This is a genomic window from Citrobacter freundii complex sp. CFNIH4 (assembly GCF_002934505.1).
Lineage (GTDB): Bacteria > Pseudomonadota > Gammaproteobacteria > Enterobacterales > Enterobacteriaceae > Citrobacter > Citrobacter freundii.
In genome coordinates this window covers 304,405-327,714 of record NZ_CP026231.1, presented here as the reverse complement: position 1 = coordinate 327,714, position 23,310 = coordinate 304,405, and the positions used below count along the sequence as shown (strand labels likewise).

Sequence of the window (23,310 nt, the reverse complement as noted above, 5' to 3'; positions counted from 1 at the left end):
GTCTGTTTATGCCTTAGGCCGGACCATTCATGACGAAGCGTGCATCGCACAGGTAACGCACGATGTCCGTGATCTTATGTTCTGCGGGATTACCCGCCGTACTGACAAAAAGTTTATTCACTTTGCGAATCTTTGCCCGCAGCAATTTTTCGATCGTCATCAGGCGAAATGCATCATTTTCCACGCAGAAAAGCTCATAGTCGCCCAGACGTTCTCCACAAATTTCACAATGATTCATCCAGTAACGTAGCCCGGTAGTTTTACTTTTATCCAAATAGTAATTGCTGGCTTTGATGTTCTTTTGTATCTCTTCAGGCAGAGAATTAATGTGGAACAGAAAGGTATTCCGTCGAATAGATTGCCAGCCTTTGCCATCCTGATCTTTTCTGATAAAGCGGGTAAACATCACCCCGTGAATATGGGTGAGCTGGTGGCAGCTCCAGCAGTGCATCTTCGAGGTAATCACCAGATAGTACGGCGCAACGATGTTAAAACTGTCGGTGTTGTAGACATAGTCACGAAGCCCCTCATTTAACACATGAGGCTCGGTGTACCAGATACCTGAAACCGGGTCGAAATGCGCGCCCTGACAAGCCCCATCAGTGACGTTATCAGTATGAATATCCAATGGAATAATATGGGTTACATCTATCACATTACCTTCCTGAGGGATAATTTGCCCCCACGTTGCGTGGGGGGCGGAAAACAGAATTAATGAGTGACGGGAACAGAGGGCTGACGTAAAGAGGCCACCTGCTTTTGTTTGTCCAGCTTATCAACCAGTGGCTGAACCACTTTCTCGCCGTGCTGACCAAAATATTGATACAGCGTATCGGAAGCACTTTGCGTTAACACCATGATCTCAATACGGCGGTTGCCTGCGCTTTCCGGGTTTTTCGCATCCAGCAGCATTTGGTCCGCCATGGCGCTAACCTGCATGACTTTATCCTGCGGCATGCCGGCATCTTCCAGCACGCGTCGTGCTGACAAAGCACGGTCGCCGGAGAGGTTCCAGTTGTTGTAAATGTTGCTCTTATAGCTCATCGCATCCGTATGTCCGGTAATAATGAGCTTGTTGTCCAGCGAGTCAAACACGGGGGTCAGCTCAACCAGCAGCGATTTAAAGAACGGCATAATTTTGGCGCTGCCGCGTTCAAACATATTCCGGTTCTGGTCATCTTTAATCAGTACGCGCAACCCCTGAGGAACAATCTCCATCTCGAGGTTGGTTTCCATATGTGCGTTGCGGGCAATGACGTTAATATCGGTCGCCAGCTCGCCCAATTCACGCGCTGATTTTTGCTTCAGCAACACCGCTTTTTCATTTACATCCAGCGCTTTTTTGGCGTTATCTTCTGTGATCTTCGCCGTCTCTTGCGGGGTAACCGTTTTATCCAGCTTGTTGCGCGTGACGTTTTTCTTCTGCGCACCCGGCGCTATCGGCTGCTTGCCCAGCTTGTTTAAAGGTGCCATACCGCCACCATTAAAGATTGACTGGCCGTGCAGCGCCGCCACAATATTTTCTCGGTCAGCCTTGCTGACGCTGTTCACAATTAACTTTATCGTGGTGACCAAAGGTGCGGAGCGTATCTCCGAAGTTTCTGCCCGCTTTACGCTGGACGCCATGCCCGGTAAGCAGATGGCGATCGACGCCGATCTGAACGCAGGACTGATTAATCAGGCGCAGGCGCAAGCGCGACGTAAAGACGTAGCGGGCGAAGCGGATTTCTATGGCGCGATGGATGGTGCGTCAAAGTTCGTGCGCGGCGATGCCATCGCCGGGATGATGATCCTGGCTATCAACCTGATCGGCGGCGTCTGTATCGGGATCTTTAAATACGATTTAAGCGCCGAAGCCGCCTTCCAGCAATACGTACTGATGACCATCGGTGACGGCCTGGTCGCCCAGATCCCTTCTCTGCTGTTGTCGACAGCAGCAGCGATCATCGTCACCCGCGTAAGCGACAGCGGCGATATTGCCACGGACGTACGTAGCCAACTGCTGGCCAGCCCCTCCGTGCTGTATACCGCCACCAGCATTATGTTTGTGCTGGCAGTGGTGCCGGGGATGCCGCATTTCCCCTTCCTGATTTTCAGCGCCCTGCTGGGATTCACCGCCTGGCGCATGAGCAAGCGACCGAAGGTGGCTGAGACCGAAGAGAAAAATCTCGAAACGCTGACCAAAACCATCGCTGAAACCACCGAGCAGCAGGTCAGTTGGGAAACTATCCCCTTAATAGAACCTATCAGCCTGAGCCTGGGATATAAGCTGGTGTCGTTGGTCGATAAATCCAAAGGGAATCCGCTCACTCAACGCATTCGCGGTGTGCGACAGGTGATCTCAGACACGAACGGCGTACTGCTGCCGGAAATTCGCATCCGCGAAAACTTCCGCCTTAAACCGACCCAGTACGCCATTTTTATCAATGGGATCAAGGCCGATGAAGCCGATATTCCCGCAGATAAGCTGATGGCGCTGCCCTCCAGTGAAACCTATGGCGAGATCGACGGTGTTTTAGGCCACGATCCAGCCTATGGTATGCCGGTCACCTGGATTGTTCCGGCGCAAAAAGCTAAAGCGTTAAATATGGGGTACCAGGTTATTGATAGTGCCAGCGTCATTGCGACGCATGTGAATAAGATCATTCGTAACTATATTCCAGAGCTATTTAATTACGATGATATTACGCAGTTGCATAACCGCCTCTCTTCTATGGCGCCACGTCTGGCGGAAGATTTGAGCGCAGCGCTGAATTACAGCCAGCTCTTGAAAGTGTACCGGGCGCTGCTTATCGAAGGTGTGTCATTGCGCGATATCGTCACCATAGCCACCGTACTTGTCGCCAGTAGCACCGTGACCAAAGATCATATTTTGTTAACGGCAGATGTGCGTCTGGCGCTACGTCGCAGCATTACCCACCCGTTTGTGCGCAAAGATGAGCTGGCCGTATATACGCTGAACAGTGAACTGGAGAATCTGCTGGCGAATGTGGTGAATCAGGCTCAACAAAGTGGAAAAGTGGTGCTGGATAGTGTGCCGGTCGATCCCAATATGCTGAATCAGTTTCAGACCAATATGCCGCAGATAAAAGAACAGATGAAAGCGGCGGGGAAAGAGCCTGTGCTGCTGGTCGCACCGCAGTTACGTCCTTTGCTCGCGCGCTATGCGCGCCTGTTTGCCCCGGGCCTACAGGTGTTGTCTTATAACGAAGTTCCGGATGAACTGGAATTAAAGATCATGGGGGCGTTAAGTTAACGCCTGCCGAGGCGGTGTCATTACACCGCCTTTTTGATTACAGAATCGTATTTTCCGTAAGAATACGACGAGCGCCTAGATAATGATCCTGCCAGAAGTCATCGGATAAATTGCTCACCCGAATTGTTTCTCCTGTCCGTGGTGATTCAATAAATTGTCCCTGCCCCAAATAGACGCCCATATGATCGGCAATATCCCGGCTGTGAATATGAAAGAACACTAAATCACCACGGCGAAGATCGCGGTTAGCGACAATAGTAGCCCGTCGATAGTGATACATTTCATTCGCTGTCCGGGGCAATTTTGCCGCCAGGATTTTGTTGTAGGCATAAAAAATCAGCCCGCTACAGTCAAACCCTTCATCCGGATCGGTACCGCCCCACAAATAGGGTTTACCGAGCTGTTGCTCAAGTCGGTGGATGGCCACTTCAGTGATATTGTGTAGATGATTGCTACTGAGAAAATGGTCATTCTCAGCCAGTTCCTGCCAGCGATGGTCGCTGGCTTTTAGTGGGCCAGGGAACCACTCCGGGTGCTGTTTAATCAGCGCCCGGTTCTGCTGGCGCAGCGCGCTTTTACTTTCTGCGTTGCCTTCCACCACGTAGCTTGCCTGCTTTTTTACCTGCGCGTGATACTGCTTCAGCAGCCGGGCGCGGTTACGCATCCGCAAGTGCGCCGCATAGCTTAAATGGGCGTCAGATAAGTGGGGCTGAACTTTGGCGACAGACGGTAAAGACAGCACAACATACAAAGACAGCAGACCCGGCAAGAAGCAACGGGGTGCAGAGACAAAAAACATGAAAAGAAGAATACCTGGTCAAACACGTTCGCCGCAGTCTACCGCTATTGCCCATCATTCCTTTTTAATATTCGATTATTAAATAATTAATTTTTTAAATTCAATAGAATAGACATTCTTCACTAATAAGACGAAATGCAGTGTGCTAACCAGCAAAACAAGCCAGTGTCTGACTGCCTTTAAGCACAATTTTCCGTATAAAGGAAAACTAAAGTGTAAACGCCGCACGAGAGACTTGCGAAAAACTCTCTTGGTGCTAATGTGAGCGCTCCAGATCCAGATTTATCCGATTTGGGGACTCTTTTTGCCGTCCTGGCGTGTGTAATCGTTTTATCAAGGAATAAGCAGTATGCGTAAAATCGCATTTTTTCTTGCGATGCTTTTATTGCCGTGCGTTTCATTTGCCGGTTTGCTGAGCAGCAGCAGCCCGACTACGCCTGTCAGCAAAGAATATAAGCAGCAATTAATGGGCTCCCCCGTTTATATCCAGATCTTCAAAGAAGAGCGAACGTTGGATCTGTACGTCAAGATGGGCGAACAGTATCAATTGCTCGACAGTTATAAGATCTGTAATTATTCCGGTGGCTTAGGGCCGAAACAGCGTCAGGGTGATTTCAAAAGTCCGGAAGGATTTTACAGCGTTCAGCGTGGACAGCTGAAACCGGATAGCCGCTTCTATAAAGCGATTAACATTGGTTTCCCTAATGCCTACGATCGCGCCCACGGTTATGAAGGTAAATACCTGATGATCCACGGCGCCTGCGTTTCCGTCGGCTGCTATGCGATGACCGACAACGGCATTGATGAGATTTTCCAGTTTGTCACCGGCGCGCTGGTGTTCGGACAATCCAGCGTACAGGTGAGCATTTACCCGTTCCGCATGACCGATGCCAACATGCAGCGCCATAAGTTCTCGTATTACAAAGAGTTCTGGTCGCAGCTAAAACCGGGATACGATTACTTCGAACAAACGCGTAAGCCACCGACCGTTTCCGTCGTCGATGGCCGTTACGTCGTCAGCAAGCCGTTGAGTCACGAAGTGGTTCAGCCGCAACTGGCATCAAACTACGCGCTCCCCGAGACAAAATAATGCCCACTCGCCTGGCATAATCTTTTGCCAGGTTTCATTGCCGGTTAACGGTTGAGTGGCAATCACGGTGACCACATCATTGGGTGTGGTCTCTGAGCTAAAATCAATCTCCACATCCTGATCCAGCAATGTCGCCACGCCAAACGGCGCACGCCGCGTGATCCAAAACAAATTGGTCGAGCAGAAGGCCATCACATAACGTCCGTCAGACAACAGCATGTTGAAGACGCCCTTCTCCCGCAGTTCTCCTGCCAGCATCGCGATATATTTAAACACCGCCGCCATATTGCCAGGCGTGCGCGGATAACGCTCCGTCAGCTTGTGGAGCAGCCAGCAGAAGGCTTTTTCGCTGTCGGTTTCACCGACCGGGCGGAAATTACCGGTCTCCAGTGATTTATAACCGCTGAGTTGCCCGTTATGGGCATACGTCCAGTTACGTCCCCATAGTTCACGGGTAAATGGATGGGTATTTTCCAGCGCTACTTCTCCACGATTCGCCTGACGAATGTGGGCAATCACGGAACAGGATTTGATGGGATAGTCTTGTACCAGTTTGGCGATAGGCGAATTAAAGCTGGGTTGCGGATCTTTAAACGTACGGCAGCCCTTACCTTCATAAAACGTAATACCCCAGCCGTCTTTGTGCGGCCCGGTACCTCCGCCGCGCTGGACCAGCCCGGTGAAGCTAAAGCAGATATCGGTTGGCACATTGGCGCTCATCCCGAGCAGTTCGCACATACATCACCTACCTTAAAACCGTGAACTGCCTGATGGCGCTGCGCTTATCAGGCCTACGTGGCGCTCATGTAGGCCGGATACGGCTTCAGCCACCATCCGGCAATCGTCTTCTTATGGTTTAACCATCTCTTTTTCGATCAACTGGATCAGGATATGAATCACTTTGATATGAATTTCCTGAATACGATCAGCGTAGCCAAAGTGCGGCACGCGAATTTCGATATCCGCGCTGCCCGCCATTTTGCCGCCATCTTTACCGGTCAGGGTGATAACTTTCATCCCTTTCTCACGCGCTGCGGCAATCGCTTTAATTACGTTACCGGAATTACCCGAAGTCGAGATGCCTAACAGGACATCTCCCTCACGACCCACGGCTTCTACGTAGCGAGAGAACACATAATCGTAACCGAAATCGTTGCTGACGCAGGAGATATGGCTGACGTCAGAGATAGCGATAGCAGGGTAACCAGGACGGTTTTCACGATAGCGTCCGGTCAGCTCTTCGGCAAAGTGCATCGCGTCGCAATGGGAACCGCCGTTACCGCAAGAAAGTACCTTACCGCCGGCTTTAAAGCTGTCTGCCAACAGGACCGCCGCGCGCTGAATGGCGTGAATATTGGCGTCATCTTTAAGAAAATTAGCCAGCGTTTCCGCCGCTTCGCTCAGTTCGTTACGAATAAGATCCTGGTACATGAGGATATCCTTCAGCATGAATGTAAATGACAAGGTGCAGTGTACCGGATAGCGCTACCAGCGAGAAGTACAAGCCACAGGAATGGCTACGGCTTTTGATTTTTTGTGCCGGTTAAAACAACAACAATGTGAGCTTTGTTGTAATTATTTTGTAAACACATTGCTAAAAGAATTTACATCCACTACAACCATATCATCACAAGTGGTCAGACCTCCTACAAGCAAGGGAGCTTTTCGTTATGATGATTTTGAGTATTATCGCTACGGTTGTTCTGCTCAGCGTTCTGTTTTATCACCGCGTGAGCTTATTCCTCAGCAGCTTAATTTTGCTCGCCTGGACGGCCGCGCTTGGCGTGGCTGGCCTGTGGTCAGTCTGGCTGCTGGTTCCTCTGGCCATTATTCTCGTACCGTTTAACTTTACGCCGATGCGCAAATCTATGATCTCTGCACCGGTGTTCCGCGGTTTCCGTAAAGTCATGCCGCCGATGTCGCGTACTGAGAAAGAAGCGATTGATGCCGGTACGACCTGGTGGGAAGGTGATCTGTTCCAGGGCAAGCCTGACTGGAAAAAACTGCATAACTATCCTCAGCCGCATCTGACTGCTGAAGAGCAAGCGTTTATTGATGGTCCAGTGGAAGAAGCGTGCCGCATGGCGAACGACTTCCAGATCACTCACGAACTCGCGGATCTGCCGCCGGAACTGTGGGCATATCTGAAAGAACACCGCTTCTTCGCGATGATCATTAAGAAAGAGTACGGCGGGCTGGAATTCTCAGCATATGCTCAGGCTCGCGTTCTACAGAAACTCTCCGGCGTTTCCGGGATCCTGGCAATCACCGTTGGCGTGCCTAACTCATTAGGCCCAGGCGAACTGCTGCAACATTACGGCACCGAAGAGCAGAAAAATCATTACCTGCCGCGTCTGGCTCGCGGTCAGGAGATCCCATGCTTTGCTCTGACCAGCCCGGAAGCCGGCTCCGACGCAGGCGCGATCCCTGATACCGGCGTAGTTTGTATGGGCGACTGGCAGGGCCAGCAGGTGCTGGGTATGCGCCTGACCTGGAACAAACGCTATATCACGCTGGCGCCTATCGCTACCGTGCTGGGTCTGGCATTTAAACTCTCCGACCCGGAAAAACTGCTGGGGGGCGAAGAAGATCTTGGCATTACCTGTGCGCTGATCCCAACCTCAACGCCAGGTGTACAAATTGGGCGTCGTCACTTCCCGCTGAACGTGCCGTTCCAGAACGGTCCGACACTGGGCAAAGATGTGTTTGTACCAATTGATTACATCATCGGTGGTCCGAAAATGGCCGGTCAGGGCTGGCGCATGCTGGTGGAATGCCTGTCTGTGGGACGTGGTATTACCCTGCCATCTAACTCGACGGGCGGCGTGAAATCGGTCGCGATGGCCACCGGCGCGTATGCGCACATTCGTCGCCAGTTCAAAATCTCTATCGGCAAGATGGAAGGTATTGAAGAGCCGTTGGCACGTATTGCCGGTAACGCCTACGTGATGGACGCTGCGGCATCACTGATTACCTACGGCATTATGCTGGGTGAAAAACCGGCGGTGTTGTCGGCCATCGTGAAATATCACTGTACCCACCGCGGGCAGCAGTCAATCATCGATGCGATGGATATCACTGGCGGTAAAGGCATTATGCTTGGCGAAAGTAACTTCCTCGCCCGTGCTTATCAAGGTGCGCCAATCGCTATTACCGTTGAAGGTGCCAACATTCTGACCCGTAGCATGATGATCTTCGGTCAGGGTGCGATTCGCTGCCATCCGTATGTTCTGGAAGAGATGGCTGCGGCACAGAGTAACGATGTGAATGCGTTCGACAAGCTGCTGTTCAAACACATCGGTCACGTCGGCAGTAACGAAGTGCGTAGCTTCTGGCTTGGCCTGACGCGTGGTTTAACCAGCAGCACGCCAACTGGCGATGCGACCAAACGTTACTACCAGCACCTGAACCGTCTGAGCGCCAACCTGGCCCTGCTTTCAGATGTGTCGATGGCTGTACTGGGCGGTAGTCTGAAGCGTCGTGAACGTATCTCCGCACGTCTGGGCGATGTGTTAAGTCAGCTGTATCTGGCCTCCGCGGTGCTGAAGCGTTATGACGACGAAGGCCGTCATGAAGCGGACCTGCCGTTGGTTCACTGGGGCGTTCAGGATGCGTTGTACAAAGCGGAACAGGCGATGGACGATCTGCTGAAGAACTTCCCGAACCGTCTGGTCGCGGGCTTGCTGAATGTGGTTATCTTCCCTACCGGTCGCCACTACCATGCACCGTCTGACAAATTGGATCATAAAGTCGCGAAGATTTTGCAGGTTCCGAGCGCTACTCGTTCTCGTATTGGTCGCGGTCAATATCTGACGCCAAGCGAGCATAACCCGGTTGGTTTGCTGGAAGAGGCGCTGCTGGACGTGATTGCAGCCGACCCAATCCACCAGCGGATCTGTAAAGAGTTGGGTAAAAACCTGCCATTTACCCGTCTCGACGAACTGGCGCACAATGCGCTGGCGAAAGGTCTGATTGATAAAGATGAAGCCGCGATTCTGGTGAAAGCCGAAGCGAGCCGCCTGCGCAGTATCAACGTGGATGACTTTGAACCCGAGGAGCTGGCGACTCAGCCGGTAAAGCTGCCAGAGAAAGTGCGTAAAGTCGAAGCAGCATAACGACACTCGCACGACGTTTAGCCCCGCTTAATGCGGGGCTTTTTATTGCCACATTTTCATTAATGCTCATGCTACAGTGTCAAAATGTTGTTCAACGAGGAGCCTCGATCGTGCCTGGTTTGAAAATTACTCTGCTGCAACAACCATTGATCTGGATGGATGGTCCGGCCAACCTGCGCCATTTTGACCGACAACTGGAAACCGTCGCCGGACGTGATGTCATTGTATTGCCTGAGATGTTTACCAGCGGATTTGCCATGGAAGCGGCAAATAAATCGTTGCCGCAAGAAGAAGTTGTAAGCTGGATGCGTAGCAAAGCGCAGCAGACAAATGCCCTGATAGCAGGTAGCGTGGCGATACAGTCTGAACGGGGGCCGGTGAATCGTTTTTTGCTGGTTGAACCCGAAGGTAATGTGCATTTCTACGACAAGCGCCATCTGTTCCGCATGGCGGATGAGCACCAGCATTACCAGGCGGGTGACGCGCGCGTTATTGTTGAATGGCGCGGCTGGCGCATTCTGCCGTTGGTCTGTTATGACCTGCGTTTTCCGGTATGGTCGCGCAATCGCAACGATTACGACCTTGCGTTGTATGTTGCCAATTGGCCGGCGCCGCGTTCTCTGCACTGGCAGGTTCTGCTTGCCGCACGGGCGATTGAGAACCAGGCTTATGTAGCAGGATGTAACCGCGTGGGCACTGACGGTAACGGGCATCATTATCGCGGTGACGGCCGGGTGATTAATCCGCAGGGTGAGATTATAGCCACCGCCGAGCCGCATCAGGCCACACGCATTGACGCAGAACTGTCTCTCTCAGCGCTGCGTGAATATCGCGAGAAATTTCCCGCCTGGCAGGACGCCGACCCATTCACACTATAACTATCGCCTTCACTCCCGCTGCATAACGTTTTTCCGTGGCGGGATTGTTTCACTCCGTAACCAACCGCAAAACAAATTCGCGTGGCGACATGCGGTGGGCATCGTATCCTGCAAAAGATAATCACTCGTAACCAGCGAGTGACTGACAATGTTAATAATTCCCTTATCAGGATCTCGACATGAAGAACTTCTTACGCATGACTTTGCTGGCAGTTACCGTGGCTGGCGCTTCTTTTAGCACCCTTGCAGCAACCACATCTAATGTTCCGGCTCCAGCCCAGGATCCGATAGTACAACATCTTAAGTTGAGCACTGACCAGATTGCGCAGATTAAAAAACTGCACCAGCAGCTTGAAACCAACGTAAGCCAGATTTCGGTGAAGGATGTTAAAGACGGCGCGTTGATTGACGTCATCAAGTCCGGGAAGTGGGATGAAACAGCCGTCAAAAAACAGCTTTCGGCATTCAGCAACATCGAACAGCAGGCGCGTTATTATCGCGTGAAATACTATTTTGACCTGAACAAAGTGCTGACTCCAGAACAGCGCCAGCAGGTGCAAAAAGACATCGCACAGACGCTAAGCGAGTAATTGTCAGAGCCTGGATCAGCAATGATTCAGGCTTTTCGGTAAAATCGCCTGTTCAAACAGAAAACCCTGTACAGCATCTGCGCCGCTCATACGGCAAATGGCATAATCCTGTGGCGTTTCTACCCCCTCAATGACAACCCGTTCACCCAGCCCACGAAACTGATTGACCAGAACCCTCAACTGCCACTCCGATGTTCTGAACTGATGAAACATTCCACTTTCAATTTTGATGGCATCGAAACGGATGCCCGACAGCCGCCAGACAAAAAATAGCTCAGGTGAAACATCATCCAGCCACACGCGAAACCCGTGACGCACCAGCGTTTTTACGGCGATGCATACGGCCTGCTGCTCTGCCTTCTCCAGCCGCATCATGGAGCCCGGATCCTGAATCTCAATAACAATCCGCCCCTGATGCACCTGCTTTGTGAGACGCGTGACCCATGACAGACAGGTCAGCATCCTGACGGATAAATTCAACGAATAGCTTCCAGAAAGAGCCAGCACCCGTTGCATTTGCCATAGAAAAAGCTGCTGTTTTGCCGCAATTGAAAGGTGCTTGAAAAACAAATCCAGTGGGAGCGGAGTGCGTACCTGACTTAACACTTCACAGACATCCAGCGATACGTCATCAAAAAAATGAATGCGCTGCAAACGGATCCCAGTGATCTGCAGCAGTTCGGCGTTGCGGGGAAGTTCTGGCACATAACGGGCCTGTTCGCTGAATCTGTTCATATCATTCCATTATTTTATTAAAAGGACGTCGTGCATCCTGCAGCCACGGGATACGGCGATCGTTCGGGTATATCAGGCAAAAGCGCGTCGCCAGACGATGCGCCTCGACAAGGTCGCGCTGTTGCAACGCCAGCAAGATTTGCGTGAAGGAGACATTAGGGTCTGGGTGAACGCGCACATAGTCAGGCGCCCAGCGGCGAACCGCCTCCAGCCAACGAGCGTCCCGGGTACGCTGATACCGTTGCAGATACCCCATCTGAACATCAAACCGATAGCGACTGGTAAGAAGCCAGCCTCCTACAGGGAGCGATTCGGCAAGATGCCACTGCGATGACTGCCTTTCCGCCAGCGTCAGTTGCTGTTGCGTATGCAGCGTGAGAAGCAGCAATGGCGCGACGGTCAGTAGCGAGATAACCCCTGGCGCGCGAATCAGCCACGTCGACGTAAGCACCAGGCGTATTCCAGCTCGGTCGCTGTCTGCACATCGAAGCAACAGGATCAGCAGTAGCCAATGCGGCGTTGACTGCCTGACGGGGTATTCCGTCAGCATATGAATCACCACCGGCAGCGTCGCCACCAGACAGGCGCGACGCCAACGATTTCCATGCATCCAGAGCCAGAAACCACTCGCAATAAAACACAGCGCTCCCACCAGCCCAACCAGACCGCCCTCCACCAGCCATAACACCAGTTCATTGTGCGGATGCGAGATGCTGCTCAACCCCAACGGTCCCGCACGTTCGAGAAACACGGCGGCAAAACTGCCCACGCCCCACCCCGTCCACGGGCGTTCGGCAAATAATGCCAACGACGTTTTGAGTACCGTCCAGCGCACCTGGGAAGTGGTGAAGTGATCGACCGTTGCAACGGACAAAAAATGGCGAACGAGCGACCCCGCCGCCATGCCTGACGCCAACGGCAACAGGAGTAGTAACAACGTACGCCGTTGCGCCGGGAAAACCGCCAGCAGCAGCACTTCACCGACTACCAGAGACAGGTAACCGGTTTGCGACTGGGATTCATGCAGCACAAATCCCATCATCACCAGGCCAACCCCGATGACAATTCGATACCCGTCGCGCAGCCGTAAAAAGAGCGTGGCTGACAGCAACACGCCACAGGCCGTAAAGCTGGCCAGCAGGTTGACCTGCTGAAAAATGCCGTAAGGCCGTGTACCACGTCGCCAGGCAAACTCCCAGTAATCCACGCCCGGCAAATGCCAGTACTGATAGACAAACACCAGACATTCAATCACGCACGCCCCCCATAGCAGGGCCAGCAGTGCCGTCAGGGTGTTTGCCGTGAGAGGAATTTGCAATGTGACCAGATAGACGCTCACACCTCCCAGTAACGCCCCCGCCACCAGTAGTGCCTCGGCCTGCCTGACGTCAGGTGTTAGCAGGCAAAGCAACGCCAGGATGAACGCCCCGACCGTAAAACCCGCAGCTGGCACAGTGATGCGCCAGCGTTGACGAGGCGCCAGCATCAATACGCTTGCAGCCAGTACAACAGCGTAGATCCAGCTCGTAATATTAAGCGGCAACGACAGACCGCTGCCGCCGTTGTTCGGCCAGTAGAGATGCATGGCCCCACACCAGAAAAACAGACTAATACCGAGCAATAATTTCTGCGCAGGCAGCGGCGCAATCCGATTCAGTACGTTCATCATGCTACTGGTAGTTCAACGTCCAGGTCCCGCTGGCGCTGAACGGACCGTATTCGAGAGACTGATTTTTTATCGCCGATGGCTCCGCTGCGACCCACGCAAAAAAATTCAGCGTCATCGAACCTTCTGTTATCTCTTTGACTGATGTGCTCTCATCAAGGCGGATTGCCGTGCCGTCCTCTTCGCTCATCCCAATCCCGATCCCTGACGCGCCGCCTTGTTCACTGCTATCCAGCGCCAGATGATCTGCCAGCTCCGCATCCTCACGACCGCTGAAGGTAACCGAGATCCCACGGAAAACCTCAGGATTGCAGTCGCGTAACTTGATGCTGAATTTTTCCGGCTTACTGCGCCCCGAGAGATAGAGATCCTGCGTCGCGATTTGCTTGAAATCGACCTCGATTTTGTCGCCACCCGGTGCAAGGCTGCAGGCCAGTGCTCTGATGGTGCCGTGAAAATACATATCGCCGCCGACCAGTTTGGTGTCGGCCTGTGCCATGCTGCCAAGCAGTAACATACCGGTCGCGAATAACGCCGAGAATCTCATGACATCCCCCTACTGAAACTGCGCGACAACGGTGGCAGAGGCTTCAAATTCACCTTCCTTCACACTTCCCACGCCCGGCTTTGCCACCGGCGCGGCGGTGAGATTCCAGTCGCCCTGATTCTGGTAAAACCCCTTCACGTTGTAAAATTGATTGGGCACAACGGTGCCACCACTCTCGTCTTTAAGCATAATGCCGAGATCGTCGCGTTTTTGTCCGCCGCTTAACGTGCCGAGGAGATTACCGTTAAATCCCGCCGTGCCTGACGCCGTGGTCGTTTGCACGCCAAGATTGATATTCAGCGCGCCCTGATCGAAGCTGCCGCCCTCACACACCACATGTATAGGGATTGGCTTACTATAGTTAGTGCCGTTGAGCCGGGCAGCGGATCCTGGCAAATCGCCAAACTCAATGCTGATTTTGTCTCCCCGGTTGAAGGTGCATTTGTCCGGTACGGTAATCAGCCCGGATTTAATCACCACGCGGGAAATTGGCGTTGTCGGCGTAGGACCAGCATCCCCTAAGCGCCCAGCAACCTCCACCAGCGACTGGGAGGTAATATTGATGCCATTAATAATGGGTTTTGTGACAATAAACGTCACTTTCCCTTTTGAACCACTTTCTATGTTGGTAGCCCGCTCGTAACCTTTGCGCTTTTTGCAGCTATGATCGTTATAACGATTTGAAAAATTGGTAAAAGGTGCCTGAACGTAGTTGTTATAACGACCGGCGACCCACACCTGAACTTCCACATCCAGATACTCGTTTAGACGAAAACGGTTCGCTCCCTGATTGGAAGGCGGCATCGTGGTCGTGGTGGTGTAGTAAATCGGTTGTCGGGAGATGTCAGCCTGTTCGCAGTGAAAATCCACTACATACCAACTGCCAAGATTCCAGGGGAACGGCTCCGTTCTGCCGCCCACGTGGTTTTTGCTGACATCCAGCGAGTTCAGTTCAATATCGTACTGATGCGGCGACCCACCTTCCGGCTCACCTTCTCCCTGTGTAAATGCCTGCCCGGCCAGAGGACAGCCTGCCAGCACCGCCCACAGCAGCATTTTGCGCAATACGCTCATAGATACTCCAGCTTAAGTCTGACCAGACCGTTAAATTCTCCGGCGGTCACCTCTCGCCCAAAAGATTCCAGCGCGGCAAGAAAATGAATGGCGTTATCGCCCGGTTTGAGGATCCACATGCGTTGCGGTTGATTCAGGTGGATCAACTGCTTACGTTCAGTCAGTAGCCGGATGCCCGCGCCGCGAACATCGCCACGAATGCGCCCCAAATCGCTGTTTTCCGGTGCGCCTTCAGCCATCATCGTCATCGAAACACCACGCTCCACCGTGCTGTAAGCAAGCTCAGGCATCTCACTGGTCTGCCCGGGAAAATCCCTTAAGGTATGACCGGAGCCCTTTAAACAGCCGTTCAGATACAGCGTGACCAATACCGGATCGCTGCGATCGCCGCCCTGGCGAAATCGGCTGGCGGAAATATCACCAAGATCGATAGTCTGATCGCGGGAGGCCATATCCAGCACGCACGGCGAAACGAATACCCGACCATGAAAGCGGACATTGCCATACTCACCGGACACGTTGCTCATATCCTGGCGACCGCTTGTGGCCTGAACCGAGCAGGCCATGCCCGCCATCAGCAGAGCGCAAAGCATCTTTTTCATTTACGAATCCTGTTACCGGGGCTGTTGCTCCATTGGCAATGCTTTACACACATTGCCTGTGCAGCTGAATTTCAATTCGGGATGACCGCCAAAATCGTTCACATACATCATGCTGAACTGGCTAACGCTGCCGTCGGTCACGCTGAAATCGCGAGATGACTTTGGTGAAACCATAACCCCAGGGAAGTCAGTCAGCCTGTCGCCGCCCTGAGCTTCAGGTTTGCGGCTTAAGCCGATCAAGGTGACGAAGTACGGCGTTGGGTTATCCACACTCCAGCGCAGGCCCTGCTTATGAAAGACCAGTTGGTTTTGCCACACGGCGCCCGGTGTTTCCGGCACGATGGCGGTCGGACGGTAGAACAGTTTGATACGCGACTGCATCGCCAGCTGCAGCACGTTCGGCTTATCCGGCTTGGGCGGAATTTCGCGCACGTTCAGGTAGAACAGACTTTCTCGATCCTGTGGCAGAGCGTTAATACCGCTGGTTTTCGTCACACGTGCAATGCCCTTTTGCCCGCCGTTAATCCGTTGTAGCGGCGGTAAAACCATCAGCGGCGAAGTAATTTTTGTTCCATTGGCGTCTTCCACCCACGACTGAGCCAGAAACGGAATGCTCGGACTGGTGTTGGTTAAGTTCGCGCTGACAGAGCGCGCATCACCGGTGATGATCAGGCGGGTACGGTCAAGTGCGATACCCGCCCATGAGGCGTTGATCTCTGCAATAAAAAGCAGACCGCAGGCCACGGGTTTCAGCCAACGCTGCACGGAGTAAAAAGCTTGATTTTTCATGACAAAATTCATTCAGGTTATTGAAATTATTCACAAGGCAACAGCACGTTACCTTCCGGGTTGATTTGTTGCGGCACCTGTAAGTGACACTGAGCACGACCGCCCCAGGCAACAGAAAGACGCTCAGCTGGATTCACACCCGCAATCCAGGCCATGCCGTTTTCCATCACCATGGCGACGCTGACACCGTTGGCGTTAAACACTTCGGCACCAAACGGCGGTACAGAGCCATCCTTCAGGCGCAGCAGCGCCATCATTTTTTGCCCCTGCGCCACGGCGAAGCGCTGATAACCAATCGCGCCTTCCGTCAGGGTGTTGGTGACGATGGCTTTGGTCGCGGAAATTTCCTCGTCCATTGCGTCCACATCGATACGGGTATCAAAGCTGTGATAGCTGACGACGTCCGGTACGACGGCAATACCGAAGCGGTTTGAGTGCGCCTGTTCACCGTTCAGCGGTACATTCGCCACACCGTCGGTATCAACCATCACCCTGGCGGTATTCATTGACGCCTGGCTGTTATGCAGCGCCGCGCCGTGACGCGTTGCGGTAAAGCCGCCGCGCATCGTGCCGCCAACGGAGAAATAACGTGATTGCTGCCAGCTGACGTTAGACTCAAGCTCAGCCATCATGCTGCGATGCTTGTAGTAACCATCAAACGCGGTGTTCCCTTCACCGGAAACCCCTGCGCGCAGTCGCCATGGATTGTTACGGTCGCGGTTATCGGAATACGAAACCATCTGACTGGTCTGGTTGCCGCTGTTTTGCACTTCATAATCCATGGAGCGGCCATCGCTCCATGGCACAGAAATGGACAGCGAAAGGCTGTCGTCCCGTTTGCCCTGATACTCAGAGCGGTAAGCAGCAAGGTTGGCGCTGATCCCCTGAATGCCTGCGAACGAAAAGCTGTGTCCCATCGACAACCCGTAACGATCCTGAGAGCCACGATCCCAGTAATTCTGGTGGGTATAGGTCAGGTACAGCGTGGTCGCTAATTGCGGGTCGTCAGCAAAAAAGGTCTTGTTACCGGTGATGGTGTACATCTCTTTTTCGTTGCCGGCGCTGTTGTTATTTTCATACTGCTCGTCAAGGAACTGCGAGAAGGTGCGGAAGTTACGCTGTGAAAAGCGGTAACCAGCAAAGGTGATGGCGCTGTTGTACTCATCAAAGGTTTTGGCATAGCTGAGCTTAAAGGACATCCCTTTTTGTTCAGTCTGATGCTTCACCCGACTCACGGATTGCGTAGCGTCAGCCGACAGCGCACCCAGCCAGCTCAAATCCCGCCCAATCCCCATCGACCAGGCATTATAACGATCGCCAGTGAGCAACGCGCCGCCATACAGCGACCACGCATTGCTGACCCCCCAGGAAAAATCACCGCTATAAAACGCAGGCCCCTGGACGTCGTGGTTATAACGCGATGGCTTACCGACCGCGGCGTTGTATCGAACATAGCCCGGGCGTGTCAGGTAAGGAATATCGGCCGTATTGACCTGAAAGGTTTGTACACTGCCATCCTGCTCTTCGACGCGAACATCCAGCGTGCCGCGTACCGAGCCGTGCAGATCCTGAATATTAAATGGCCCCGCAGGAACGGTGGTTTGATAGATAACACGCCCCTGCTGACTGACAGTGACCTTCGCATTGCTGCGCGCGATGCCATGTACTTCGGGCGCGTAGCCCTGCAAATTCGGCGGCAGCATGCGTTCGTCGCTGGCGAGGTTCGCCCCGGTGAAACGTACCGAATCAAAAACCTGAGAATTCAGGTAGATTTCGCCGAGCGTCAGTTTTGCCGCCTGCATCGGTAACGGGCGATAGGCATAGATCTGATCCCAATCGATTCGCCCTCGGTTCTCATCCGAAGCGTAATTGGCTTGGTACTGGCCACGAAAACGCCACGCGCCGAGGTTAAAGCCAGTCAGTCCATAGCCAGACAGAGAGCGATAACGATCGCCGCCCTGCTCGTAATGTGTGGCCTGGCCTGAAACGCTGTAGTCAAAAATCAGCCCTGCGACACCGTTATCCCAACGCTCCGGCGGCGTCCAGTCTGGATCGGTATATTTCATCCATGCCTGAGGCACGGTAATGTCCAGTACGCCGGCGCTATTATTCAGCACCACACCCGGCAGGCGGGAAATGTCATAGCAGGCCGCGCTGATCGGGTGAATATAGGTCAGCGCCTCTTCTTTGAGCGCCAGTAATTCAAGTTGTTGTGGCGTCAGACAGGCTATGGATTTATGCGGGTTGGCAGGGTCGACGATATAACGAATCGACTGCTGAGGGATCTCCTGGCTGTTAATACGAACATCCAGCAGATATTCTCCGGGAGTCACAAAGTTGCCTTCGGAAAAACGCTGCAAATCGACATTGTGCCTGTCGCTGGCATCCAGTACGTCGGTATTAAATTCAATGGCCTCATCCGCTTCAACACATGAAGAGGCACAGACCAGAGCAATAAAAAGCGCCAGACGTTTTTTATCTGTTTTCAGCGTGATCATTTTCGTTCGCAAACCTTCAGATACCCGAATTGCAGTGCAGCTCAGAGATAATTCACAACAAAATGCGTGACCGCAGTAAATTCGCCGGATGTCATTCTTCCGTCGCGGGAGATCAAATAAGCCGTAAAATTGAGCGTGTTTTTCCCTGGGTTAAGCGCATAGTCCGGTGATGGCTCACCCAGATGAATTTGCTGTCCTTTGCCGTCATATATTTCTATCGCTAAATTTTCAGTTTCCGATTGCACGCTCAGATAATCAGGATTGTCACTATCGGGTGCGCCGGAAAAGGTAATATTAGCGCGTTGAAACAGACTCCCCGGATGTTGAGAATCCCCAAGGGAACATCCCAGCAAATGAATGCTGAAATCATGCGCAGATACTTTTTCAGGTTTACCGGAAATATCTCTGGCTGAGAGATCATCAAATTCAACCAGTAGCGACCGGTCGCGCGGATCGACATAACAGGCAGCTTCAATAATATTTCCCCGCATGCGCATTTTGCCGGGCGTACTGACAAGACGATGAGTGTCAGCCAAAACCCATGCAGGCGATATAAAGATAAAAAGCAGTAAAATACGCCATCCAGGCATCACCGCATTTCCTTTCAGTTATTCGCAGGAAGGGTTAGGCAGGCGCATAATTGCGCCTGCTGCAGATCGTTACTGGTAGTCGATCTGGAAATTAACGGTAGATTCGAAATCACCCGGAGTTACCGCTGCAGATGCGTTGTTTGCCTGCAGGTAAGCGACGAAATCAATGTCGGTTTCGCCATCGGTAATGTTGGCCTGAGAGGCGGCTTTGCCCCATTCCACGTCCTGGTTGCCGCTGTCAACCATACCGATGCCCGCACCCTTTGCAGTACCCGAGGTGAACGCGGCCAGCGCGTTGTTATCTGAATCAATTGTTGCCGGGGTATAGGTCACAGTAGCCGTTTTCGCGACGGTCGTATCACAGCCCTGCAGCACGATTTTGGCATGCTTAACGCCAGCACGTTGGTTGTCTTTTAACTGAGAGGTTGGGATTTCACCAAAATTTACCTGCACCGGGCTGGATTCTGGGGCCAGACCGCATGCGGAATTAACTAGGGAAGGTGCGAATAAGCAGGTCATTTCTTCCCAAGCTGACTCGCTGATTAAAATTTCGCGGATCTGGGCCGATTTTTTTCCCGCAAACACATCGAATCAGCCTATTTAGGCTATTTTTTCCACCATTTCTGGCGTTATTTCCGGTTTTTACTGAGATCTCTCCCACTGACGTATCATTTGGTCCACCCGAAACAGGTTGGCCAGGGTGAATAACATCGCCAGTTGGTTATCGTTTTTCAGCAGCCCCTTGTATCTGGCTTTCACGAAGCCGAACTGCCGCTTGATGATGCGAAACGGGTGCTCCACCTTGGCACGGATGCTGGCTTTCATGTATTCGATGTTGATGGCCGTTTTGTTCTTGCGCGGATGCTGCTTCAAGGTTTTTACCTTGCCGGGACGCTCGGCGATCAGCCAGTCAACATCCACCTCGGCCAGCTCCTCGCGCTGTGGCGCTCCTTGGTAGCCGGCATCGGCTGAGACAAATTGCTCCTCTCCATGAAGCAGATTACACAGCTGATTGAGGTCATGCTCGTTGGCCGCGGTGGTAACTAGGCTGTGGGTCAGGCCACTCTTGGCATCGACACCAATGTGGGCCTTCATGCCAAAGTGCCACTGATTGCCTTTCTTGGTCTGATGCATCTCCGGATCGCGTTGCTGCTCTTTGTTCTTGGTAGAGCTGGGTGCCTCAATGATGGTGGCATCCACCAAAGTGCCTTGGGTCATCATGACGCCTGCTTCGGCCAGCCAGCGATTGATGGTCTTGAACAATTGACGGGCCAGTTGATGCTGCTCGAGCAGGTGGCGGAAATTCATGATGGTGGTGCGATCCGGCAGGGCGCTATCCAGGGATAATCGGGCAAACAGGCGCATGGAGGCGATTTCGTACAGGGCATCTTCCATGGCACCGTCGCTCAGGTTGTACCAATGCTGCATGCAGTAAATACGCAGCATGGTCTCCAGCGGATAGGGCCGTCGGCCATTGCCCGCCTTGGGATAAAACGGCTCGATGACAGCGGTCATATTCTGCCATGGCAGAATCTGCTCCATGCGGGAGAGGAAAATCTCTTTTCGGGTCTGACGGCGCTTAGTGCTGAATTCACTATCGGCGAAGGTGAGTTGATGGCTCATGATGTCCCTCTGGGATGCGCTCCGGATGAATATGATGATCTCATATCAGGAACTTGTTCGCACCTTCCCTAGAGAACCAGTGAAGTGAATTTTACCGTTAGTCGGTTCAACATTTTTTGCAGCATAAGCAGAAGATGCAGTAAAAGCCATTCCCGCCATCAGCGCACAGGCCACAGCCACGTTTTTCATTTTCATATTACTACTTAACCTTATATCTGTTTTTTGGTTATTCCGGCGATCTATTTCCGCAGACAATTAATGCAAGGGAAATCCTGATCTGCAGGTGGCGATAGTGCATATCCTTGCAAACAATCCATCTCAAGCCACCCCGTATTTTGAACTTCATTGGTATTCCATCCGAAATACCGTCCACAGGTGTTTACGCTGTTTCGGGGCTTATATTAAGTCGACGAAAAAATGACACAATGCAAAAATCCGGTATTAATCAAACTCAGGGAATCGTGTTGTAACACTGTCTGTCTAGCGATCGTTTACCTAAAAAACATCCAAAAAACATACCACACCCAGTGTTAATTGCTATTATTTATGGTTTTTATAGAGTTTTTATCTATCAAATATTTTTTTATTTAGCCAGAAGAACAGGCAAAATGTATTTATGAAAGTTTTGTAAAAATGAAATTAGGTATCAAAAGCGAGTAATGACAATAAGATAGTGAAAGAGAGGAAGGACATAGGAGGATTCTATTAGATATATTAATAGATTGTTATGTAAATATTAATAAAGAGTTCTATAGTACAATCATTTTTTATAAATGAATTATGTTATGCTATTGCTTCCCCCACTCGAATGCGAGATATCCTGCTTTAAAGGAGACATCAGTGATTTCTCATATACCAATAAACAAAATCAAATCCGTAATTATTGGTGATGGCTTAGTTTTCAGACCACATAAAAATACCCTAAAAGACCTGGCGTCTGGTGAAATGGCCACATTGAATAATGTGGCAACACAATTACTGCTCTATCTGTTGCAAAATGGTAAAGAGATATCCTCGCGCGATGAAATTCTGCAGAATGTTTTCCAGCATAATGGCGCCAGAGCGACGGATGCTAATCTCAATCAGCACATTTCATTTCTGCGCAAGGCAATAACGTCTACGGGCCATCCTGCAGAACTGATCGTCACCATTCCGCGAATAGGATTTCGGATGGGCGACGCCAGTATCAATATTCAGCAACTGGAGGAAGCACAAGCACCCACCAGAATAGCCAATGTTGCATTGATGCCCAGGAAAAAGAAACGAAACCTGTGGCCTGTCACGATAACAACGTTAATTACCGGCATCGCCGTGCTGGCGACAGCGTGGTTAACATGGATACCCAATAAAATCGCTATGACGGACGCGGCGATCCTGCGGACTATCGACTACGAGCAGTGCCGTGTGCATATATTAGGAAACGCCCTCACCGACACCATTACCGAAAAAAAAGCGCTGGATATTTTCAAGTCCGTGGGTATTAACCCTAACTGTTCGTATCCAAAAGATCTGTATCTCAATACCTGGGCGAGCAACCATAATCTGGTTGAGTGGTCATTTGCCGCTGAATGCGGGCTAAACCTCGGCTATTACCATTGCATCAGCCAGTATCGCCATCATGAGGAATGATATGAAGCAGGAAAGCGATCACTCTCCTTTACTATGGTCAGTCGTGATTGCCATTTTTGGGCTGGCGACTATCGCTTTTTTTATTATCGCCGGGAATGCGAAAAAACAAGAAATCAGTTTTTCCTGTTCCTCGGAATTCACGTCGATACTCGACATCCAAAACACCAAAAAGGAACTCCACGGAATAATGCTGATCACCAGCTACAACTCTGGACACCTCTCATTGTCAGTACAAGGGAAACTCAAAAGTGATGATGGCGAGTTTGCTGTTAACCGAAAACTGTTCTTTCGCTATGCCCGACCACTCGGCCATACCGCCGGCGTTTTTATGCTCACCCCCGACGGACGCGAAAAATCCCCGGATGATGAAGCAACGGATGCTATAGATTATCTTTTCTTTGACGCTTACGAACGTGCCGACAAGCTGTATATGCTAAAGCACCTGAATGAGGAAACGGTTCTTATTGGCGATAACTTTTCACCCCGCTTCGCCTGCGTGATGAATCACTTCGCAAGTTAATCGCCTTCTGGATATGCGTCGGGTTAAGGATGACCTGATGTGTTGCCCACCCGAAAGCACGGGCGCGGTCGATAGAACGTGAGAATGAGATTATTATTTTTGGCGGGTTAATAACGATGAAAGCCTGAATCATTTCTGATTCAGGCTTTCTGAATAGTGGCGGAATGGACGGGACTCGAACCCGCGACCCCCTGCGTGACAGGCAGGTATTCTAACCAACTGAACTACCACTCCGCGTTGTGTTCCGCTTGGGAACGAAGCGAATATTACGGATTGCCTCGCACCTCGTCAACGCTTTTTCTCACGTTT

General features: G+C 51.8%; 22 protein-coding genes, 1 tRNA gene and 1 pseudogene. 7 read left to right on the top strand and 17 right to left on the bottom strand.

Features of this window, described 5'->3' with window-relative positions:
• Positions 1 to 13: 13 nt before the first annotated feature.
• Both C2U41_RS01580 and lafU read right to left on the bottom strand, forming a co-directional pair.
• Positions 14 to 655, bottom strand: a complete 642-nt coding sequence (locus C2U41_RS01580) for a hypothetical protein (RefSeq protein ID WP_003838789.1) — start codon at positions 653 to 655, stop codon at positions 14 to 16.
• Positions 656 to 711: 56 nt separating this feature from the next.
• On the bottom strand, positions 712 to 1,626 hold the full coding sequence (lafU, locus tag C2U41_RS01575) for a putative lateral flagellar export/assembly protein LafU (RefSeq protein ID WP_197090006.1): 915 nt from the start codon (positions 1,624 to 1,626) through the stop codon (positions 712 to 714).
• Between lafU and C2U41_RS01570 the strand changes: the two are divergent.
• A pseudogene (locus C2U41_RS01570) lies at positions 1,538 to 3,256 on the top strand (flagellar biosynthesis protein FlhA); the annotation flags it as partial. The gene lafU and the pseudogene C2U41_RS01570 overlap by 89 nt on opposite strands.
• A 37-nt stretch (positions 3,257 to 3,293) precedes the next feature.
• On the opposite strand, the gene C2U41_RS01565 reads toward C2U41_RS01570, so the two are convergent.
• Entirely contained in the window at positions 3,294 to 4,055 is a 762-nt protein-coding gene (locus C2U41_RS01565; RefSeq protein ID WP_032937061.1) for a C40 family peptidase, read from the bottom strand.
• Between the two features lie 349 nt (positions 4,056 to 4,404).
• Between C2U41_RS01565 and dpaA the strand changes: the two genes are divergently transcribed.
• The gene (dpaA, locus tag C2U41_RS01560) at positions 4,405 to 5,145 is read left to right on the top strand and encodes a peptidoglycan meso-diaminopimelic acid protein amidase (RefSeq protein WP_003031387.1); all 741 of its coding nucleotides are present in this window, start codon (positions 4,405 to 4,407) and stop codon (positions 5,143 to 5,145) included.
• Here dpaA and C2U41_RS01555 read toward each other — a convergent pair.
• The gene (locus C2U41_RS01555; RefSeq protein WP_044702507.1) at positions 5,116 to 5,883 is read right to left on the bottom strand and encodes a class II glutamine amidotransferase; all 768 of its coding nucleotides are present in this window, start codon (positions 5,881 to 5,883) and stop codon (positions 5,116 to 5,118) included. The two genes, dpaA and C2U41_RS01555, sit on opposite strands and share 30 nt — an antisense overlap.
• A gap of 111 nt (positions 5,884 to 5,994) precedes the next feature.
• Positions 5,995 to 6,576, bottom strand: coding sequence for a D-sedoheptulose 7-phosphate isomerase (lpcA, locus tag C2U41_RS01550; protein WP_003031390.1), 582 nt, complete (start codon positions 6,574 to 6,576; stop codon positions 5,995 to 5,997).
• Between the two features lie 239 nt (positions 6,577 to 6,815).
• On the opposite strand from lpcA, the gene fadE reads away from it, so the two are divergent.
• The 3 genes from fadE to C2U41_RS01535 all read left to right on the top strand — a co-directional run bounded on the left by fadE (position 6,816) and on the right by C2U41_RS01535 (position 10,728).
• On the top strand, positions 6,816 to 9,260 hold the full coding sequence (gene fadE / locus C2U41_RS01545) for an acyl-CoA dehydrogenase FadE (protein ID WP_044702510.1): 2,445 nt from the start codon (positions 6,816 to 6,818) through the stop codon (positions 9,258 to 9,260).
• Positions 9,261 to 9,370: 110 nt separating this feature from the next.
• Positions 9,371 to 10,138: an amidohydrolase gene (locus C2U41_RS01540; protein WP_032937062.1), complete on the top strand. Its 768-nt coding sequence runs from the start codon at positions 9,371 to 9,373 to the stop codon at positions 10,136 to 10,138.
• Positions 10,139 to 10,317: 179 nt separating this feature from the next.
• Positions 10,318 to 10,728 (top strand): Spy/CpxP family protein refolding chaperone, encoded by a 411-nt coding sequence (locus C2U41_RS01535; RefSeq protein WP_003838871.1) that lies wholly within the window; start codon positions 10,318 to 10,320, stop codon positions 10,726 to 10,728.
• 15 nt (positions 10,729 to 10,743) lie between these two features.
• Here C2U41_RS01535 and C2U41_RS01530 read toward each other — a convergent pair whose 3' ends face one another.
• The 11 genes from C2U41_RS01530 to C2U41_RS01475 form a co-directional block, all read right to left on the bottom strand.
• Positions 10,744 to 11,463, bottom strand: coding sequence for an EAL domain-containing protein (locus tag C2U41_RS01530; RefSeq protein WP_003838873.1), 720 nt, complete (start codon positions 11,461 to 11,463; stop codon positions 10,744 to 10,746).
• A gap of 1 nt (position 11,464) precedes the next feature.
• Complete coding sequence (locus C2U41_RS01525) at positions 11,465 to 13,132, bottom strand: O-antigen ligase family protein (protein ID WP_103849133.1); 1,668 nt, start codon at positions 13,130 to 13,132, stop codon at positions 11,465 to 11,467.
• A 1-nt stretch (position 13,133) separates the two neighbouring features.
• Positions 13,134 to 13,676, bottom strand: coding sequence for a fimbrial protein (locus C2U41_RS01520; protein WP_049001902.1), 543 nt, complete (start codon positions 13,674 to 13,676; stop codon positions 13,134 to 13,136).
• Between the two features lie 9 nt (positions 13,677 to 13,685).
• Positions 13,686 to 14,750: a fimbrial protein gene (locus C2U41_RS01515; RefSeq protein ID WP_003838878.1), complete on the bottom strand. Its 1,065-nt coding sequence runs from the start codon at positions 14,748 to 14,750 to the stop codon at positions 13,686 to 13,688.
• Positions 14,747 to 15,352, bottom strand: a complete 606-nt coding sequence (locus C2U41_RS01510) for a fimbrial protein (RefSeq protein WP_032948581.1) — start codon at positions 15,350 to 15,352, stop codon at positions 14,747 to 14,749. The genes C2U41_RS01515 and C2U41_RS01510 overlap by 4 nt, the downstream gene beginning before the upstream one ends.
• 12 nt (positions 15,353 to 15,364) lie before the next feature.
• Positions 15,365 to 16,141 (bottom strand): fimbrial biogenesis chaperone, encoded by a 777-nt coding sequence (locus tag C2U41_RS01505; RefSeq protein WP_003838882.1) that lies wholly within the window; start codon positions 16,139 to 16,141, stop codon positions 15,365 to 15,367.
• Positions 16,142 to 16,167: 26 nt separating this feature from the next.
• A complete protein-coding gene (locus tag C2U41_RS01500) occupies positions 16,168 to 18,639 on the bottom strand; it encodes a fimbria/pilus outer membrane usher protein (RefSeq protein WP_103849134.1) in 2,472 nt (823 codons plus the stop codon).
• Positions 18,640 to 18,680: 41 nt separating this feature from the next.
• Positions 18,681 to 19,229 carry a fimbrial protein gene (locus tag C2U41_RS01495; RefSeq protein ID WP_003838886.1) on the bottom strand — a complete coding sequence of 183 codons (549 nt, stop codon included), beginning with the start codon at positions 19,227 to 19,229 and terminating at the stop codon, positions 18,681 to 18,683.
• A 69-nt stretch (positions 19,230 to 19,298) separates the two neighbouring features.
• Complete coding sequence (locus C2U41_RS01490; RefSeq protein ID WP_233901283.1) at positions 19,299 to 19,748, bottom strand: fimbrial protein; 450 nt, start codon at positions 19,746 to 19,748, stop codon at positions 19,299 to 19,301.
• A gap of 123 nt (positions 19,749 to 19,871) precedes the next feature.
• Positions 19,872 to 20,852 carry an IS5-like element ISKpn26 family transposase gene (locus tag C2U41_RS01480; RefSeq protein WP_032170067.1) on the bottom strand — a complete coding sequence of 327 codons (981 nt, stop codon included), beginning with the start codon at positions 20,850 to 20,852 and terminating at the stop codon, positions 19,872 to 19,874.
• Positions 20,853 to 20,897: 45 nt separating this feature from the next.
• Positions 20,898 to 21,047, bottom strand: a complete 150-nt coding sequence (locus C2U41_RS01475) for a hypothetical protein (RefSeq protein ID WP_233901282.1) — start codon at positions 21,045 to 21,047, stop codon at positions 20,898 to 20,900.
• A 750-nt stretch (positions 21,048 to 21,797) separates the two neighbouring features.
• On the opposite strand from C2U41_RS01475, the gene C2U41_RS01470 reads away from it, so the two are divergent.
• Both C2U41_RS01470 and C2U41_RS01465 read left to right on the top strand, forming a co-directional pair.
• Positions 21,798 to 22,481: a winged helix-turn-helix domain-containing protein gene (locus tag C2U41_RS01470; RefSeq protein WP_225624048.1), complete on the top strand. Its 684-nt coding sequence runs from the start codon at positions 21,798 to 21,800 to the stop codon at positions 22,479 to 22,481.
• Between the two features lies 1 nt (position 22,482).
• Positions 22,483 to 23,001, top strand: a complete 519-nt coding sequence (locus C2U41_RS01465; protein WP_003838893.1) for a hypothetical protein — start codon at positions 22,483 to 22,485, stop codon at positions 22,999 to 23,001.
• A gap of 157 nt (positions 23,002 to 23,158) precedes the next feature.
• Here the strand turns inward: C2U41_RS01465 and C2U41_RS01460 are convergent.
• Positions 23,159 to 23,235 (bottom strand) — tRNA-Asp (locus C2U41_RS01460).
• Positions 23,236 to 23,310: the final 75 nt, after the last annotated feature.

Coding starts and splice junctions, on each gene's coding strand:
- lafU (WP_197090006.1), bottom strand. CDS start 1,626: ATGGCGTCCAGCGTAAAGCGGGCAGAAACTTCGGAGATACGCTCCGCA.
- C2U41_RS01565 (WP_032937061.1), bottom strand. CDS start 4,055: ATGTTTTTTGTCTCTGCACCCCGTTGCTTCTTGCCGGGTCTGCTGTCT.
- dpaA (WP_003031387.1), top strand. CDS start 4,405: ATGCGTAAAATCGCATTTTTTCTTGCGATGCTTTTATTGCCGTGCGTT.
- C2U41_RS01555 (WP_044702507.1), bottom strand. CDS start 5,883: ATGTGCGAACTGCTCGGGATGAGCGCCAATGTGCCAACCGATATCTGC.
- lpcA (WP_003031390.1), bottom strand. CDS start 6,576: ATGTACCAGGATCTTATTCGTAACGAACTGAGCGAAGCGGCGGAAACG.
- fadE (WP_044702510.1), top strand. CDS start 6,816: ATGATGATTTTGAGTATTATCGCTACGGTTGTTCTGCTCAGCGTTCTG.
- C2U41_RS01535 (WP_003838871.1), top strand. CDS start 10,318: ATGAAGAACTTCTTACGCATGACTTTGCTGGCAGTTACCGTGGCTGGC.
- C2U41_RS01530 (WP_003838873.1), bottom strand. CDS start 11,463: ATGAACAGATTCAGCGAACAGGCCCGTTATGTGCCAGAACTTCCCCGC.
- C2U41_RS01525 (WP_103849133.1), bottom strand. CDS start 13,132: ATGATGAACGTACTGAATCGGATTGCGCCGCTGCCTGCGCAGAAATTA.
- C2U41_RS01520 (WP_049001902.1), bottom strand. CDS start 13,676: ATGAGATTCTCGGCGTTATTCGCGACCGGTATGTTACTGCTTGGCAGC.
- C2U41_RS01515 (WP_003838878.1), bottom strand. CDS start 14,750: ATGAGCGTATTGCGCAAAATGCTGCTGTGGGCGGTGCTGGCAGGCTGT.
- C2U41_RS01510 (WP_032948581.1), bottom strand. CDS start 15,352: ATGAAAAAGATGCTTTGCGCTCTGCTGATGGCGGGCATGGCCTGCTCG.
- C2U41_RS01505 (WP_003838882.1), bottom strand. CDS start 16,141: ATGAAAAATCAAGCTTTTTACTCCGTGCAGCGTTGGCTGAAACCCGTG.
- C2U41_RS01500 (WP_103849134.1), bottom strand. CDS start 18,639: ATGATCACGCTGAAAACAGATAAAAAACGTCTGGCGCTTTTTATTGCT.
- C2U41_RS01495 (WP_003838886.1), bottom strand. CDS start 19,229: ATGCCTGGATGGCGTATTTTACTGCTTTTTATCTTTATATCGCCTGCA.
- C2U41_RS01490 (WP_233901283.1), bottom strand. CDS start 19,748: ATGACCTGCTTATTCGCACCTTCCCTAGTTAATTCCGCATGCGGTCTG.
- C2U41_RS01480 (WP_032170067.1), bottom strand. CDS start 20,852: ATGAGCCATCAACTCACCTTCGCCGATAGTGAATTCAGCACTAAGCGC.
- C2U41_RS01475 (WP_233901282.1), bottom strand. CDS start 21,047: ATGAAAATGAAAAACGTGGCTGTGGCCTGTGCGCTGATGGCGGGAATG.
- C2U41_RS01470 (WP_225624048.1), top strand. CDS start 21,798: ATGGCCACATTGAATAATGTGGCAACACAATTACTGCTCTATCTGTTG.
- C2U41_RS01465 (WP_003838893.1), top strand. CDS start 22,483: ATGAAGCAGGAAAGCGATCACTCTCCTTTACTATGGTCAGTCGTGATT.